Source organism: Methanoplanus endosymbiosus (assembly GCF_024662215.1).
In the GTDB taxonomy this organism is placed as follows: domain Archaea; phylum Halobacteriota; class Methanomicrobia; order Methanomicrobiales; family Methanomicrobiaceae; genus Methanoplanus; species Methanoplanus endosymbiosus.
The window spans coordinates 2,946,550-2,963,287 of sequence record NZ_CP096115.1 but is presented as its reverse complement, the minus strand read 5'-3'; the positions used below and the strand labels follow the sequence as shown (position 1 = coordinate 2,963,287).

At 42.7% G+C, this 16,738-nt stretch carries 13 protein-coding genes; 4 read left to right on the top strand and 9 right to left on the bottom strand.

Annotated elements, in window-relative coordinates; genetic code table 11:
* Both L6E24_RS13865 and L6E24_RS13860 read right to left on the bottom strand, forming a co-directional pair.
* The gene (locus tag L6E24_RS13865; RefSeq protein WP_257742541.1) at positions 1 to 1,512 is read right to left on the bottom strand and encodes a glutamate synthase-related protein; all 1,512 of its coding nucleotides are present in this window, start codon (positions 1,510 to 1,512) and stop codon (positions 1 to 3) included.
* Positions 1,509 to 2,561 (bottom strand): class II glutamine amidotransferase, encoded by a 1,053-nt coding sequence (locus tag L6E24_RS13860; protein ID WP_257742540.1) that lies wholly within the window; start codon positions 2,559 to 2,561, stop codon positions 1,509 to 1,511. The genes L6E24_RS13865 and L6E24_RS13860 overlap by 4 nt, the downstream gene beginning before the upstream one ends.
* Positions 2,562 to 3,041: 480 nt before the next feature.
* Here L6E24_RS13860 and L6E24_RS13855 point away from each other — a divergent pair, with 480 nt between their 5' ends.
* On the top strand, positions 3,042 to 4,235 hold the full coding sequence (locus L6E24_RS13855) for an ammonium transporter (RefSeq protein WP_308219131.1): 1,194 nt from the start codon (positions 3,042 to 3,044) through the stop codon (positions 4,233 to 4,235).
* An 8-nt stretch (positions 4,236 to 4,243) separates the two neighbouring features.
* Positions 4,244 to 4,561, top strand: a complete 318-nt coding sequence (locus tag L6E24_RS13850; RefSeq protein WP_257742539.1) for a P-II family nitrogen regulator — start codon at positions 4,244 to 4,246, stop codon at positions 4,559 to 4,561.
* 251 nt (positions 4,562 to 4,812) lie between these two features.
* On the opposite strand, the gene L6E24_RS13845 is transcribed toward L6E24_RS13850, so the two are convergent.
* On the bottom strand, positions 4,813 to 5,874 hold the full coding sequence (locus tag L6E24_RS13845) for an RNA-guided endonuclease TnpB family protein (RefSeq protein WP_257742538.1): 1,062 nt from the start codon (positions 5,872 to 5,874) through the stop codon (positions 4,813 to 4,815).
* A gap of 685 nt (positions 5,875 to 6,559) precedes the next feature.
* Here L6E24_RS13845 and L6E24_RS13840 point away from each other — a divergent pair.
* A complete protein-coding gene (locus tag L6E24_RS13840; protein WP_257742537.1) occupies positions 6,560 to 7,342 on the top strand; it encodes an FHA domain-containing protein in 783 nt (260 codons plus the stop codon).
* A 291-nt stretch (positions 7,343 to 7,633) separates the two neighbouring features.
* Positions 7,634 to 9,382, top strand: coding sequence for a serine/threonine protein kinase (locus L6E24_RS13835; RefSeq protein WP_257742536.1), 1,749 nt, complete (start codon positions 7,634 to 7,636; stop codon positions 9,380 to 9,382).
* 72 nt (positions 9,383 to 9,454) lie between these two features.
* On the opposite strand, the gene L6E24_RS13830 is transcribed toward L6E24_RS13835, so the two are convergent.
* From L6E24_RS13830 to L6E24_RS13805, 6 genes are all read right to left on the bottom strand, one after another.
* Positions 9,455 to 10,330: a class I SAM-dependent methyltransferase gene (locus tag L6E24_RS13830; protein WP_257742535.1), complete on the bottom strand. Its 876-nt coding sequence runs from the start codon at positions 10,328 to 10,330 to the stop codon at positions 9,455 to 9,457.
* Position 10,331: 1 nt separating this feature from the next.
* A complete protein-coding gene (locus L6E24_RS13825; RefSeq protein WP_257742534.1) occupies positions 10,332 to 11,039 on the bottom strand; it encodes a glutamine amidotransferase-related protein in 708 nt (235 codons plus the stop codon).
* A gap of 154 nt (positions 11,040 to 11,193) precedes the next feature.
* Positions 11,194 to 11,874, bottom strand: a complete 681-nt coding sequence (locus L6E24_RS13820) for a diphthine--ammonia ligase (protein ID WP_257742533.1) — start codon at positions 11,872 to 11,874, stop codon at positions 11,194 to 11,196.
* 81 nt (positions 11,875 to 11,955) lie between these two features.
* The gene (locus L6E24_RS13815) at positions 11,956 to 12,702 is read right to left on the bottom strand and encodes an acetolactate decarboxylase (protein ID WP_257742532.1); all 747 of its coding nucleotides are present in this window, start codon (positions 12,700 to 12,702) and stop codon (positions 11,956 to 11,958) included.
* Between the two features lie 127 nt (positions 12,703 to 12,829).
* The gene (locus L6E24_RS13810; protein ID WP_257742531.1) at positions 12,830 to 14,491 is read right to left on the bottom strand and encodes a YgiQ family radical SAM protein; all 1,662 of its coding nucleotides are present in this window, start codon (positions 14,489 to 14,491) and stop codon (positions 12,830 to 12,832) included.
* Positions 14,492 to 14,757: 266 nt separating this feature from the next.
* The gene (locus L6E24_RS13805) at positions 14,758 to 16,350 is read right to left on the bottom strand and encodes an FMN-binding glutamate synthase family protein (protein WP_257742530.1); all 1,593 of its coding nucleotides are present in this window, start codon (positions 16,348 to 16,350) and stop codon (positions 14,758 to 14,760) included.
* Positions 16,351 to 16,738: the final 388 nt, after the last annotated feature.

The window sequence follows — 16,738 nt, the reverse complement described above, 5'->3', positions numbered from 1 at the left end:
TTATGCACCTATCATCTTTACGTCAAGAACATCCAGAATCCCTTCATCAAGCATATAGCCTCTGAGGCGATCACGGTTTCCTCTCAGGCTTTCAATCGAATTGATACCGGCAGCACCCATAAGCTCTGCAAGCTCAAGTGTCCACCCGTTAATCAGGTTTGCAACATTTACAGCAGCTTCATCAGGATTGAGCCGGCTGACAAGCTCCGGCCTCTGAGTTGCAATACCCCATGGGCAAAGCCCTCTGTAGCACGAGCCGCAGACGCGGCAGCCCATTGCAATAAGTGCGGCAGTACCGATGTACACCGCATCTGCACCAAGTGCAACAGCCTTTGTGACATCAGCACTGTCACGGATACCACCGCTTGCAATGACTGACACCTCATTTCTGATGCCCTGTTCTCTGAGGATCTTATCAACTGTCGCAATTGCAACCTCTACAGGCATGCCCACATGGTCACGGAATACTCTCGGTGCAGCACCTGTTCCGCCCTTAAAACCGTCAATAACTACCGCATCAGCAGATGAACGGGCGATTCCGGCTGCGATTGCAGCTACATTATGAACCGCAGCAATCTTTACAAAGACCGGTTTTTTCCATTCTGTAGCTTCCTTTAGACTCCTTACAAGCTGCACCAGGTCCTCAATACTGTAGATATCATGATGAGGTGCAGGACTTATTGCATCACTGTGAAGCGGAATCATCCTCGTCTTTGAGACATCTTCAGCAACCTTCTCTCCGGGAAGGTGGCCGCCGATACCCGGCTTTGCACCCTGTCCGATCTTGATCTCAATTGCCGCACCTCTCTCAAGGTAATTGATATCAACACCAAAACGTCCGGATGCGACCTGGACAATCATATTGCTCTGGTATGGGTAGAGATCTTTGTGAAGACCACCTTCTCCTGTACCCATGAACGTCCCTACACTGCTCACAGCCTTTGCAAGTGCCTTCTGGGCATTGAGGGATATTGCACCATAGCTCATATGGCCAATCATCACAGGAGTTTCAAGCTTCAGATTCGGAGCAATCTCCGTGTTAAGATCGTAATCTCCGGAATTATTCTTTTTAATATTTATCCGTTCAGGTTTCTTCCCGATATATGTCCTAAGCTCCATCGGCTCCCTTAATGGATCAATGCTTGGATTTGTAACCTGACAGGCATCAAGAACAAGCCTGTCAAAAATTATTGGATAATCAAGAGCATTACCCATTCCGGAGAGAATGATCTTTCCGCTCTTCGCCTGATTATATATTGCCTCCCTGGCTTCCCTTGTCCAGAGAGGATGGCTCCTGTAGTCATTGGGCTTCTCCTCAAGGTCAATGGCATCACGCGGGCACATGGCAACACATCTGTGGCATGCCGTGCATTTTCTGGAGTCAGGGACTATCTTCTGCCCTTCCCTTCTGAAAACGCCGTATGAACAGTTCTCAATGCACCGTTCACAGAGCATGCAGCGATCATTGTCAATTGTCACTTTGAATTTGACAGGAACACTTCCGATACTCATCTTCTAAGCCTCCCGATAACAGGTTCTCCGGCTGTTGGCATCCATACAGAATCAAGAACAGGCTCCATCGTTCTTATTGCTGCTTCTTCGCTTGAGATATACATACGATCGCCATATTCTGCGGCTACCATGGGCCTCAGTTTAATACGATCCGTGAAGCCCATTATGCTGTCAGAATTTGCAACCACAATGGCAAATGGCCCGTTCATAAGTGCTGAGCCATATGCCATCCTCAGGGCAGTATACAGCTCTTTTTTGCTGATATCCATCCTGTCAATCTCATCCCAGAAAGGAGGCGCAAGCGCCTTGACTGCCAGGTCAACGGGCAGTTCATGCTTCCTTCCGAGAAGGTCAAGCAGGTATGCCACAACTTCGGTATCTGTAAGCATTGTGCATTTATAGCCAAAGCTTTCAATATAGCGCACATTTGTGCCGTACGATGTTATTTCACCGTTGTGGACAACACTACAGTCAAGAAGGTTGAAAGGATGTGCACCGCCCCACCATCCACCTGTATTTGTGGGGTATCTGTTATGTCCAAGCCAGATATATCCCTCATAATCTTCAATCCTGTAAAAGTCAGCAACTTCCTCAGGCCACCCTGATGCCTTAAAAATACCTACATCTTTGCCTGAGGAGAAGATCAATGCACCATTAACTGAAGTATTAACAGTATTGATTATTCTGATTACTGCGTCCTTTTCACCGGAAATTCCGCCACTAATTAGTGAAGCGTCCGGTCTGAAAAAATACCTCCAGGGGATCTGGGTTTTCTTAAGCCTTGACTGCTCATACGTCGGTATCTCTTCAGAATGTTCTATGTGACCCCACTTTTCAAGTATGGCCTCAACCGCAGTCTTTGACTCTGCAAGGTTGTCATAAAAGACATGAAGGGCATAGTATTCTTTATAATCAGGATATGCCCCGTAAACGGCATATCCTGCACCCTCTCCGTTTCCACGCTCATTCATTTGTGCGAGGGCTTTTTTTATCGCCCCGCCATCCATAGACGAACCGGAGCGATCTATTACACTGATAATTCCACACATACTCAATCTATCCGCCGATTCTGATAATTGATATTATACGAATTGCTAATTAACTTGGATTAGCCAAATATATATTAATATGTAAACGGAAGTTTCTATCCGGTTACACCGGATATGTTATCATACCAATATGAATTCATCATATTTACATCACTATAAACATAACTTTGAAGAATGACCGCATCCGTTTGTACCTGCAAATTATTCAGTTGTCCACTGGTTTTCATTGATGCAGCAGCCTCTGCCATTCAACTAATATTTTGAGACTGATTGACAGAAATTAATACATCTGTTTCCAACAAAATAATCTTTTCCTGAATATTATCCCAATTATTGTGATCTATATAGACATGAGAGGAATATTTAAATATGGTGGAAGGCAACTTCTATCTGTCAAATTACAACAAAAAACCAGTCATCCGGAATTTGCAGTAAAAAGGTATATACCACAATGCATAATGACGGAATGGAGACGTAATAATGATTAACAGTGGAGATACAGCATTTATAATAATCTGTACCGCAATGGTCATGCTGATGACACCAGGTGTCGGACTGTTCTACGCAGGAATGGTTCGCAGAAAAAGTGTCATCTCAATGATCACTCTTGCATTCGTTGCCTTTGCGGTTGTTTCGATTCAGTGGGTTCTCTTCGGGTACTCACTTGCATTTGGCCCCGACATTGCGGGTTTTATAGGTGGACTTGATCACGTTGGTCTTGCCGGAGTCGGCCTTGATGGTGACGGAATACCTGACATTCTGTTCATGGTCTTCCAGCTTGTCTTTGCCGGACTTACACTGGCAATCCTGACATCAGGTTTTGCTGAAAGGGTGAAGCTGAGTTCATTTATTGTATTCGGACTTCTCTGGACAACACTGGTCTACGACCCGCTTGCACACTGGGCATGGGGAGGCGGCTGGGCATCTCAGCTCGGAGCGCTTGACTTTGCCGGCGGAACAGTTGTTCACATCAGTTCCGGTTTTGGAGCGCTTGCCGCTGCCCTTGTAATCGGAAAACGCCTCGGTTTCGGGCAGGAGACTATGGAGCCTGCAAACATACCACTTACCCTGCTTGGTGGAGCATTGCTCTGGTTTGGATGGTTTGGTTTCAATGCCGGAAGTGAACTGGCAGCAGACGGAATTGCAGCAAACGCATTCACAGTAACACTTGTTGCAGCTTCAGCAGGTGCACTTGCCTGGATGGGAGCATCATGGATTAAGGGCAAACCAAGCTCACTTGGAATGATCTCAGGTGCAATAGCAGGACTTGTGGCAATAACACCCGCCTGCGGTTTTGTTGACACAATGTCCGCAATTGTAATAGGTGCTGTTGCAGGTCTGCTCTGCTACGCTGCACTTCTCTTCCGTTTAAAGAAGGGCCTTGATGAATCCCTCGACGCATGGGCAATACATGGAGTAGGAGGATTCTGGGGTGCCATTGCAACAGGAATATTCGCAACCGCTGCAATATGCGGAATTGATGGGTTAATATATGGAAACGTAAACCAGTTTGTAATCCAGCTGATTGATGCAGGTGTTGCAGTAGTATATGCATTCGTTGTGACCTATGTGATTGCAATGCTTGTGGAAAAGACGATCGGACTCCGTGTAGAAGAGGAAGAGGAATATGTCGGTCTCGACATTGCCCAGCACGGTGAATCAGTGCGCATGTGAGGTATATTATGAAGAAAATTGAAGCAGTAATCCGTCCGGAAAAACTTGAAAAAGTATCTGAAGCCCTTCTGGATAAGGGACATCATGCAATGACAGTAACTGAAGTACGCGGACGTGGTGCCCAGCGCGGAATTGCACTTCAGTTCAGGGGAAAAGAGATACTGGTAGATCTCATACCCAAAGTAAAGATAGAGATTGTGACTGAAGATAAAAATGTAGATGATATTGTGGATATCATTAAGACATACGCACATACCGGAAAGAACGGTGACGGAAAGATCTTTGTTTATGACATTGAAAAATGCCTCACTGTCAGAGATGAGTGAATAGCTTTAAGAAATACAACACGAAAAACAGACAAAAATTCCTCCAGTAAAAAATAAATTAATCACATTTTTTTTCATCAGATCTTTTACGTGAACTGCGCCACGCTTTCATCTCTCCTCTTTTGCAGTGATACTTTATTTATCTGGTGAACTACCTCTGGGCTAAAGACCCAGAGGCTTCCTGCTTCATACCTCGAACCATTGTTCGTAAGTCCACAGGCCCTTCCCCTCGTTCCGAAGGTGTAAAAATATTATATTCCAATTAGATTTTGTCTATCAAGAGCAAATTTCCTGATATTTATTGCGGCATTAATATCCCGGTCATGATGTATCCCACAATCCGGACAAATCCAATCCCTATCAGATAAAGTCAAATCCCTGTTGTAATATCCACATTCACTACAGATTTTTGTAGATGGTTCAAATTGTCCAATCCGTAAGATAGTTTTACCTTGTTTTTGTGCTTTATATTCCAATTGAGTAACAAATGAACTCCATGATGCATCAGCAATATGTTGTGCCAGTTTATGATTTTTTAGCATCCCTTCAACATTCAAAGTTTCCAGTGCAATTGCTTGGTTCTCGCATACTAATCTAAAAGAGAGTTTGTGCTGGAAATCGCTTCTTTGATTGTGAATTTTTTCATGAATTTTTGCTACTGCATTTTTTGCTTTATTTCTGTTGTTAGAACCTTTTTGTTTTCTACTCAATCGTTTTTGTAACACTTTCATTCGGAGAAGTGACTGTTTCAAATATCGGGGATTGTCAATCTTTTCCCCATTGGAAAGTATTGCAAAATCTTTGATACCTACATCAACACCCACGGTTGTATTTACATCAAAATATTGTGCAGGAGGTTGCTCCTGCCCATCATCTATCAAAATACTAATAAAAAATTTGCCCGTTGAGGTGACTGACACTGTTGCAGTTTTTTCAACTCCTTCATATTTCCTGTGTAATTTTGTTTTAACCCATCCAATTTTAGGTAATTTAATTTTATGGGCATCAAAATTCACAATGTAGTGTTGTGGAACTGAAAATGACTGCACTGGATCTTTCCGGGATTTGAATTTTGGAAATCCTTTCTTTTCCCGGAAGAAACGAGTAAATGCATTCTCAAGATTTAACAATGCACTCTGTATTGATTGTGAATTGACATCTTTCATCCATGCATGCTCTGATTTCAAATCAGGTAGCATTTTTTGTAATGCAAATCTCGATATTGATTTTCCATCTGTTTCATAAGTTCGGATTTTATTTTCCAAACCCCAATTGTAGATGAACCTACAGGCACCAAAATGCTGAAAGAACATTTTCTCCTGTTCTTTGTTAGGATAGATTCAGTATTTGTAGGCTCTCAACATATATATCTGGTTTGATTTCAACCCCCCATATATTTTCTGGTAAAACTACAATTACGAAATATATATATGAGAACAAAGATGATGTCGCTTACATCCCCTTGGCTAAAGACCAAGGGGATTTACGCTAAATTTTTAAATATGTCTGAACCTGAAGAGGATGACATAGCTAATATCAGAAAGTTATGTTATGAAAATTGATAAACCTGTTATCAATTGAAATCATAAGATGTAAACCAGACATCTCTTTGGGTGTAACACAACACCCTTCCATCCCATCCGCAAATGTATTCGGGATGTAATAAGCCTGATTATTGAAAGTTACGTAATTGATTATAATCCCGGAATCCGGATTTTCTTAAATTCAGTATAACCTGAGAGTTATACACGGGTAATAAACAATACCGGAAGAGGAATAGTTCCGGACATAATAATTATATTATTAACAGTGATAGTACTGACAGCAATTCAGGATAATAAATTAAGCAGCATTCCTGCTTACAATCACCCTTAAAAAACCAGGATAAAAATGGTTTGGCTGCAATAAAAAAACATTAATATTTCAGATGGATTAAATAGACAATTTAATCAAAGTTGAAATATCATAATAATCTGAATTAATAGATCCGGAGAGAAAATGCCTGCAGAAAAAAACCCTGAGACTGTCTATCTTGAAAACGATGACGAATTTTTGGAAGAGCTTTCAGATTACCTTGATGTCCTCTCAAACCCTACAAGGCTTAAAATCCTTAAAGCCATTGAAAACGTCCCGAAAGACATACGTGAGATCTCATATGAAGTAGGTGTATCATATGAAAATACAAAGAAGCACATTCAGAAACTGAATACTGCCGGAGTTATCAGAAAGGAGACAGGCATCAGCAGCAGATCATCAAAAGGCATCCATCCGGTATGGAAATACTCACTTATGCCCGGAGGGCTTGATTCAGTATTCAGTAACCTTCAGATCTTCTCATGCTTTAACCTGACACCCGGAACTGAGCATATCAGCGAGAGAGTGAATGCACTTAAAGAGGAGATTATGGCAGGAATCAGGCCTGATATTCCGGCTGTAATTATCATAGGAGGGCCTGAAGATGGAAGAATATGGCCAATTTCAGAGGATAAGATAAGAATCGGCCGTGCAGACAATGACTCAACATATGCAGCAGAAGAGGGGGATGTAATCATCTCAGAGTTCCATTCCGCTGTATCAAGAATATCAAAACCCCACTGCCGGATAATACGTGAGAATGAGAGTTGGTTTATTGAGGATATTAAGAGCACAGGCGGGACGTATATTAATGGAGATGAAGCAGAAAAAGGAATAAGAACGGAGATCTTTGATGGTAACACCATTGAACTTTCAAGGAGCACAAAAGGCGGAAAGATGATCTTCTGTGCAGGCAGAAAGGTATAATTACAGCATAAGTTCTAAAACCATTTTTCTGCTTTTTGCCATCCGGAATAATAATAAAAACTGCATTTACTACCCCAAAGAATATTTCAAAATAATCTTAAATATATCAATACATCATAAATTATAATAGAATCTCCGGTAAAATTTCATCAAACGAATATTATATGATTGGGCCCATACACACACATACATATAACAAATATCATGTGGCAAAATTCAGAACCGGACGGAAATATTGCACAAAACGATCATACGCCACAGTTTGCAGAGATTATAATGAAAGGAAACGTAATGAATTTGGATATAAATACAAATAGCAGTAAAGGGATTTTATTCCTGCTGATAATCTCATTAGTATTACTTGCAAATCCTGTCTGTGCAGATGACAATGAAATATTTCCATTCAGCATAAATCAGACACCAGGCAGTAGTCCGGCAAATAATTCATTATATCCGGATCATTCCGGAAATGATGAGACAATAATATCAGACACAAACAATGTAATATCACATAGCAACGATGTAAACGGAATTTTCAATGCTGATAACGGATTTCAAACAGATTATTCCGGCAAAGAAAATCAGCCAGGTAAAGAGAATCAGTCCGGGAATCTGAGTACAACAGGCACACTGGATGAATACACTGACAAATATACAATCAGATTTTTCTCAAACATCTACTTTCTTCTGATCCTCTTTATATCAGCATGGGTTGTGCTTCTTGCCCACATTGCCGAAAAAGAGTCCTCTGAGAGATATACCTACAAAAAAAAGCCATTTCTCACTGCATTTCTCATACTTGCATATATGCTTCAGGGGCTGTACCTCTTTTTTATCACCATTACAATGACCTCAGGGGTCGGACTTGAAGATATCGGAGGCACAGGTCCGCTTGAAAACTTCTTCATATCCTGGATCTCCCTCTCGCTCTCACTGGGGTGTATTTACATGGCATATTCAATAATAGAGAAGAGGAACGGAATTTTTGTCTGGTGCCTGACGATGATTCTGACAGTTCTTCTGCTCTCTGCAACCCTCTTTATAATTCGCCCGGATTCAGAAGTGCAGATATATATGACGGTTGCAACCGGAATTATTGCATTACTGATAAACGGTTCATATTTTGCTATGATAAAGAGATATCCGGCATTCAACCCAAATGATACAGTAATTACCGGCACCAGCGACCGGAGATATTCCGAATATTTCAGTGATAAAAACCTGATGAAGGATCAGAATACAAAACTGTCATCATTCCCCGATATTTTAAAAGAGAGATATATGCAGGACGAATTTATCGGAAGGGGAGGTATGGCAAAGGTCTTTAAGGTGAAGAGAAGAAGAGACGGCAAAATTGTGGCCCTTAAAATTCCCATCTATCTTGATGAGAAGACCGGAATTAACCTCTTTCGGGAGATGAACATATGGAAAAATCTTGACCACAAAAACATTGTCCACGTCTTTGACCTGAATATTCTTCCGGTGCCATTTGTGGAGATGGAATATTTCAGAGATTCGCTGGCCGGCCTCAAAAAACCGGCAGATGAAAGGGAATCTGCCGCCATAATCTCCGGAATTGCAGAGGGCCTCTCTTATGCCCATGAAAGAGGCATAGTCCACAGGGACATCAAACCCCAGAATATACTGCTTACAGAAGATAATATTCCAAAGATTGCCGACTGGGGTCTTGGAAAACTTGTAATGGAGAATACTGAAACAGGCACAATGGCCTTCTCGCTCCATTATGCTGCACCGGAACAGGTGCTGCCAAAGAGATTTGGCAGATGTGACAGAAGAACGGATATATTCCAGCTCTCCGTAATCTGTTATGAACTCCTGACAGGAGAACTGCCCTTCTCCGGCGATGGAATAGGAGAGTTCACCACCGCAATAATATCTGACGAGCCAAAGCCGCCATCTTATTACAGTCCGGAATTACAGAAATACGATGATTTCATCCTGAAAGGACTTGAAAAGTATCCGGATAACAGATACAGTTCAGTTGAGGAATTTATATCTGCACTGAAAAAATGCAGATAAAGTCAAGATTAAGGAATAAATGAGATATTCAGATCTATTCAGATTTAGGAAAAAAATATGATTTAGATCTGTTCAGTGCCGGAAATTCCACCACAGGTGCGCTTTTATACCGGTCTCCTCAATTACAAACTGACCATTATTATCATTATAATCTGCAATATCCAGAAGATATTCAACAATTATTTTTTTCCCGGCATCGTCTGTAACTCTCATCTTAGAGGCATAAAATGAAGCCATCTCATCTTCACTGCCAAAATCGTTTTCAGAGACAAATTTCCGGCAGGAAAGGTCGGGGTAAATTCCAAGCTGATATAACACTGCCATCAGGAGATCAGCCTTTGGCACAGGGACATATTCTATACCGTGGAGTCGCTTCCACAGGGCACTTCTCATATCCTCCCAGGGCAGAGGATTTGCATGATAATAGATATGAACAGAACCCCGGCATACCTGATTCATTTTTATCAGCGAATCCCTCAAATCCTCCATTCCAAGTGCAAAGGATGAGATTACAATGTCATACATGCCAAAAATATCCTTTCCGGGAATAATATCCTCCCATCTCTTCTGTACAATATTATAATCTGAAATGCCTGCCTCACAGGCTCTCTCCTTAAATACCTCTGCCATCACATCTGAAGGTTCTACAGCCGTAAGATGGGAACAGACCTTTGCAATCTCAAGTGATATCGTTCCCGGTCCTGCACCTATATCAAGAACCCTGTCTCCGGGTTTTAGACCCAGAGATTCCACAACCCACTTTATTCTCTCACCGCCAAGAATTTCATCTGACCTGATGAATTCATAGACACTCTCTTTATCCCTCCAGTGCGATACACAGTCAGAAGTACCCTTTGAAGAGTTGTTGAGGCGGACAGCACGCTTCCAGATTTCGTTGTAATCCGGATATACACCCGCAATTTCATGATTTTTCCCTGAATCAGCCATATCAGAATTCACCCCCCTCTGAAAGCCGTGCAAAATTCCGGATGAGCCAGACATTCCGGACTTCCGGGTGGAAAAGAATGCCATATACCGGTTTATCCCTGTGCCTGATCAACTCAGGATATCTTTCTGAGCCGGAGGATACCGGTGATATGGCTGATCCAAACGGACCACATGCACCCTGAAAAACTTCGGATTCTGCAAGCGGTATGAAATCCTCAGGCATATCAGGTATACGTGAATGAACCTCATAACCCTCAAATTCATAGACTGGGCTGCCGGAATTACCTGTCATGTCAGAATTATCCTCAGCCACTGCTCCCGATCTGGTGATGAAGTCCGGAATATCACTAAATATCGGATCTCCGGGTGAGAACCTGATCCGGCTCATTCCAATCTTTTTAAAGTCCCTCACATCTCCACCGTATGCAGAAGCAACAACCTGCATTCCGGCACAGATCCCGATTACAGGTTTATTATATCTTCTGACTGCCTGCATAAGTGACAAATCCTCAATAAAGAGATTGTCCTTAAGGGCAGTGCCGCAGAATATCACAGATGAATATTTTTCAGGAATCTCTCCGGACAGTTCAGAGTAATGTATAACATCATATTCAAAGCCTGAGTCCTCAATGATTTCACAGACAGGATTTACATATTCATAATATGAGAGAGAACCTTTTTTGTAGCATAGATCAGTAATAAGAATCATATTTCACTCCGGGATTCTGGCCGTCCTGTAGAGAAAATGTGGTTATAATAAGAGCAGATCTCAGGTTGTTTAAGAGCCATAAAGCCGGAAAGTATAACGGGCCAGATATGATTATAATGTGAACATCCGGCATTCAGATGGCCATAACTGATGATCATTTATCCTCCAGATGTGCCGAGGTTATTGAAAGTGTGCCATTGTAATTTCTGTAACTGCATGAGGACTCATCGATAACAATTTTCCTCTTAAAAAAGGGCGCATCACAGACAAATGACTCATATTCCCCGCCTTCGCCAGTGAGTGTGATATGATACTTATCCCTTATCTTCTTCAGTTCAGCAAGGGTTTTTCTGTCAATAACCCTGCCGGGCCATTTTTCATCAAACGGGCAGGAGTAAACGCCGGCAATTATCACCTCAAAGCCATCCTCAATCACCGAGTTCATGTATTTTTCCTGGTTTACATACCAGAGCGGATTGAAACAGAAGAGCTCCAGCTCATCACAGATCTTCTGAACACGCGATGCCTGATAGACCGACATCACCGCTCCGGTAACAATACCTTCAATGCCGAAATTATCCTTAGCAAGAGAAACTGCCGCTTTCAGATCTGTTAGCTCCTTCTCCTTCTCACCCGCAGTTTCATATCTTAATAGTGGTATTTCTGCCGCCTCAGCCTGCATCATGGTCAGGTCGATATTAGGGGTATGAAACATATAACTCTCTTTGTTGGAAGACCTGAGAGTTATCAGGCAGGAGACCTCCTCCTTTAAGAGTGCCATATGGCACGCATATACTGAATCTTTCCCTCCGGAAAAAAGGACACCAAGTTTCATCTTCATGAAAAATTGACTTTATCAATAATTATCTCTGCCGGAAAAAACATATTGAATGAATTTTACTCATCTAAATTTAAATCACTCTTTGGCAGTTCTGAGCACGACCTTCTCTGTCCGGTCAGCAGATATAACTCCGGAATCCATATTAAATTCAACAAGGTGGCCGCCAAACTTCCGGTCATCACTTATGAAATGAAGATGAAAACCTTCTGAAGTGAGATCTTTCATATAAGAGGGATGATAATACCCTACAGCCGTACCCTTTACACCCGTTCTCTCAAAAAATGCCTGATCGCCTGTTGAGAGGACATCCTCAAGCGGTCTGTAAGGCTCAGACTGTTCCTTTACACTTCTCGTCTTAACCTCACGGAAATAGCCGTCAAGACGGACTGCATATACTACTGAAAGGCCGCTGTCAGATTCAAATTCACCTTTGAGCAGTTCTTTCATGCCGGAATAATTTACCGGAGATTCAAGCGCAAAGGCAATATCCGGACTAAACTCCTTAACCTCGGCAAAAGAAGCAGTCTGACTGCCGGAGACTTCACCAACCGTTCCATTGTAAAACACCTGATAATATTCACCGTCCACTGCAACCATCTCACCATTAAGGCGGTCAAAAGTGCCAAGTCCTGTATCACCATGCAGCATAACATCAGAGTAGTCAGATGTCCCGTTGTAATCCCCTTTAAGCAGTTTTTCAAGCGGAGAAAAGACATACACAGAATCATCATTATTTGCGGAAGGATCATACGACAGAGCAGAAAAAATGAAAAATATCAGAGCAACTGCAAAGACAAAACCAAGAATATAATTTTTATTCATAACCAAAACCATCCGGATAGCAGAAACATCTCAAAATGTCTGCAAAACTCTTAATCAGATATCTGCCCTGAAATTAAATATCTGATTCCATCGACTCCTACAGGCATTGCCCAAAGCACATGAAAAATCATGAGATCTTCCGGATGATCTTATCCTTCCTCAACTCAAGTTTTCCGATATTCTTCTCAGTTACAGTCTTTTCTCCGGTTATCGGGTCAAAACCAAGATAGTACATCGCAGTCGATCGCGTCCCCGGAGTGGGCGTGAATATCTGAAACTGTCTGCCCTTCAGATTGTTTTTAAGTAAAAATTCCGCAGTTTCACCACCCTCCTTATCACCCTCACCCGGATGCCCTACTATGATGTACGGAATAACATACTTCCGTATACTGTTATTCTTTTTAATCCGGTCAAACTGAGCCAAAAATCCGGAGAACACAGATGTAACCGGCTTATTCATAAGTTTCAGAACTTTATCACACCCGGACTCCGGCGCAACCTTCATCTGGCCTGAGATATGGTTAATCAGCATCTCTTCAAGGAATTTCTCATCCATAAGGCAGGGATCAAACCTCAGTCCGGAATTGACAAAGACATGCTTAACGCCTTTTATCTCTCCTGCATCCTTTAACAGTGCAAGATATTCAGAATTTCCGGAAATTAAATTTCTGCACCCAGAACCATCCTTAAGGCAGTCATGAGAGATACAGCCGCCAACCCTGCATCCTGCGCCATACATATTGGCAGAAGGGCCGCCGACATCTGTAATAGTCCCCTTAAAGTAGTCCATGGCAGCTATTGCCCTGATCTCACTGAGTATCGACTCACGGCTTCTTGACACAATTTCAGAACCCTGATGAGAGGCAATAGAGCAGAAAGAACAGTTGCCAAAGCAGCCCCTGTGGGATGTTACTGAATTTTTAATCATCTCAAAGGCAGGAACATCATGATATGCCGGGTGAAGTTTCCTCATGAACCGGCTGTCATAAATAAAATCCAGTTCCTCCCGGCTGATCTTCCGGCGTGGATACTGAATAATATACCTTGAATCCTGCTTCTGGAAGAGCACCTTATCATCATGGTTCTTCTCAAAGAGAGAATAAGCCCTCGCAAAATCATCTTTTGAATTTTTTGCATCCTCAAACGAGGGCAGAATTACCGGATCTTCATATCCGTCAGTGCTCCGCGCAGCAATCGCAGTATTCCCAACCTGCATATCCCCGGCTGAAATTCCGGATTCAAAACCCCTGACAGCATCTAAAAGAGCATACTCACCCATACCATAGACGAGCATATCAGCTTTTGAATCAAAGAGAATGCTCCGCTTCACCTTCCCTGACCAGTAATCATAATGGGCAGTCCTTCTTAGTGACGCTTCAATGCCGCCGATTATAACCGGCTTTTCTTTGCATACCGATTTTATCTGGCTGCAGTAGACATTCAAAACCCTGTCAGGGCGTATGCGGTACTTCTTATCCTCCCCTTTCTTTGAAAAATAGGGATTGCCCCCTTCGCAGAATAAATCTTCATGCCTCGGCTTCTTAGTTGCCGTATAATTCAGCACCATTGAGTCCATCTGGCCGCCGGAGACTGCAAAGGCAATGCGTGGCACTCCAAGTTTAAGGAATGATTCAGGACTGCGCCATTTAGGCTGTGATATTATGCCAACTCTGTAGCCGTTTCTCTGAAGAAACCGGCCCAGAAGCGCCATTGCAAAAGACGGATGATCAGCGTAGGCATCCGGAGTTACAATGATTACATCACATTCGTCGTAACCGGACTTTTTCATTTCCTTTAACGAAGATGGCAGAAACAAGAATTAAAACCTCATATTATGAAAAATTCCGGGCAGATAAAGCAGGGAATTCACCAGTTATATCAGTATTAAAGGCTTCAATCAGCAATAATACCAGTCATTACTGCATTAAGCCCTGACGGATCATCTGCTGAATGTAAAAAAAAGCATATTTGTCAGAAAAAGTATCCCGCGGGAAAATTCCGGCATAATACTGCATATCCACATATTTTATGCAAATTGATCAGAAAAAGATGAATTTAATCCAGCAGAATATCCAGAGCCTCATCCCTGTACGACTCCATCACATATGATATACCGGAGACTTCAGCCGCTTCGGGTGTCAGTGCCATGAGATCATTTCTTGATATTGTACCCAGGTTAAAGTTTCTGCTTCCGGCCATAATCTGCTGCATTCCGGTCTTAAACCTCTGAGTATATGTATAAAGGGCAACTGCACCAAGAGGAATCTCTTTAATACCCTCACCATACATCTCCTTAAGCTCTTCATAGCAGATAAAGATCTGTTCAACAGTATTTCCGTACTTCGATACCGTCTTTGGAAGTTCACCCTTCTCAAGCCATTTGCCGATATTCCTGCCCACCATTCCGGGGATCATAAGTGCACGCCCCATACAGACCGCCTTAAAGTACGGCGCACCCATGCAGAGTGCCTTAAAAGCATTCGCCTCATCTGCAAAACCTCCTGCAATTGCAAGATCAGGCACATGCAGTCCCTTCGTTTCAAGCTGTTTTGAAAAGTCATATGCAAGCGACTGGAGGTAGAAGGTAGGAATACCCCATTCATTCATCATAGGCCACGGACTCATGCCTGTCCCGCCCGGCGCTCCGTCTATTGTTAAGAGATCTATCTTTGCCTCCGATGAATAGCGCAGCGCCATTGCAAGCTCTTTCATAGAGTATGCTCCCGTTTTAAGGGTAACACGCCTGAAACCGAGATCACGCAGGCGATCCACCTCCTCCAGGAACCCCTCTTTTGTGACAAATCCAAGCCTTGAATGACGCTCAAATTCATGTATAGCGCCTGCTTTAAACGCCTCCTGCACCTCATGCCTTGTGGGGTCAGGAAGAACAATGTACCCACGCTTTTTAAGTTCAAGGGCACGTTCAAGTGAATCAACCTTGATCTCACCACCGATACATTTTGCACCCTGACCCCATTTCATCTCAATAGTCTGAAGTTCATGCTTTGATGAGACATATTCAGCAGTGCCAAGGCGCGTATCCTCAACATTGAGCTGCACAAGAATCTCACCATAGCCATTATGAAATTTATTATAGGTCTCAATCCTTCTGTCCATTTCAGGTGATGATGCAACTTTATTGTTCTTATCAAGCTTAAGTTCAGGATCCACACCGCAGACATTTTCCCCGCAGACGATTGTTATCCCCGAAATTGCAGCCCCTACTGCAAAGTGCTCCCAGTTCACACGGGCAATTTCAGTAGAACCCAGTGCTCCGGTAAAGATGGGGACTTTCATCGGGACCTTTATGTCCCAGCCATATTCAGTCTCCGTATTGACATCCTCAAAGACTGCCGTATCCGGGCTTGCAGTTACACCTTTTAAAAGCCCTTTTGCACCAACAGCATAGCCATGAATATTTAGATGGGAATAATCAACAGGATAGTCCTTATCTGCCCCGGCCGTCACCTCACCGTAAGGGCCTGGATAGAGCACTTCACGGCCCCTGAATGATGAAAGCCAGATATCACAGCTGCCTTTACAGCCGTCAACACAGCGTGAGCACATTCCGGACATCGGAACTACATTTTTTGAGCGGATTGATGTATGCACAGCATCATCTGAATTTGGGGTTTTTAAATTTGCCATAATTTTTCCTCCGGTTCTGTCATCTGTTGATAACACTCAGAACTTATAATAGTTGATCCGGAACATCTGCATATGAAACCATAACAGATGACAGTGATCAGAATTACCCTGCCGGTAAACAGAGGCACAGGCAACAATTGACAATAAACTACTTCCTTCTATCAATATATAATAATATCTACACACACAACTGATAAACATAGATGACGGGCAACCAGTAAAAAAATAATATCTGCCGGAAGATCCGAATATCAGTTCATAGTCAAAACCTGAATTTCCGGCCCGGAAATCTAAAATTCAGCAGGACACCCATAAATAAGAAAAACATGATGTCTGAAAAATGGTGATATTTCCGGGAGGAAAAGATCAATCCAGCCGGAATTTTAAC

What these genes read in the sequence shown, in the direction of transcription:
- L6E24_RS13865 (WP_257742541.1), bottom strand. Translation starts at nt 1,512, where the DNA reads ATGAGTATCGGAAGTGTTCCTGTCAAATTCAAAGTGACAATTGACAAT.
- L6E24_RS13810 (WP_257742531.1), bottom strand. Translation starts at nt 14,491, where the DNA reads ATGAAAAAGTCCGGTTACGACGAATGTGATGTAATCATTGTAACTCCG.
- L6E24_RS13845 (WP_257742538.1), bottom strand. Translation starts at nt 5,874, where the DNA reads ATGTTCTTTCAGCATTTTGGTGCCTGTAGGTTCATCTACAATTGGGGT.
- L6E24_RS13860 (WP_257742540.1), bottom strand. Translation starts at nt 2,561, where the DNA reads ATGTGTGGAATTATCAGTGTAATAGATCGCTCCGGTTCGTCTATGGAT.
- L6E24_RS13850 (WP_257742539.1), top strand. Translation starts at nt 4,244, where the DNA reads ATGAAGAAAATTGAAGCAGTAATCCGTCCGGAAAAACTTGAAAAAGTA.
- L6E24_RS13820 (WP_257742533.1), bottom strand. Translation starts at nt 11,874, where the DNA reads ATGAAACTTGGTGTCCTTTTTTCCGGAGGGAAAGATTCAGTATATGCG.
- L6E24_RS13825 (WP_257742534.1), bottom strand. Translation starts at nt 11,039, where the DNA reads ATGATTCTTATTACTGATCTATGCTACAAAAAAGGTTCTCTCTCATAT.
- L6E24_RS13855 (WP_308219131.1), top strand. Translation starts at nt 3,042, where the DNA reads ATGATTAACAGTGGAGATACAGCATTTATAATAATCTGTACCGCAATG.
- L6E24_RS13835 (WP_257742536.1), top strand. Translation starts at nt 7,634, where the DNA reads ATGAATTTGGATATAAATACAAATAGCAGTAAAGGGATTTTATTCCTG.
- L6E24_RS13830 (WP_257742535.1), bottom strand. Translation starts at nt 10,330, where the DNA reads ATGGCTGATTCAGGGAAAAATCATGAAATTGCGGGTGTATATCCGGAT.
- L6E24_RS13805 (WP_257742530.1), bottom strand. Translation starts at nt 16,350, where the DNA reads ATGGCAAATTTAAAAACCCCAAATTCAGATGATGCTGTGCATACATCA.
- L6E24_RS13840 (WP_257742537.1), top strand. Translation starts at nt 6,560, where the DNA reads ATGCCTGCAGAAAAAAACCCTGAGACTGTCTATCTTGAAAACGATGAC.
- L6E24_RS13815 (WP_257742532.1), bottom strand. Translation starts at nt 12,702, where the DNA reads ATGAATAAAAATTATATTCTTGGTTTTGTCTTTGCAGTTGCTCTGATA.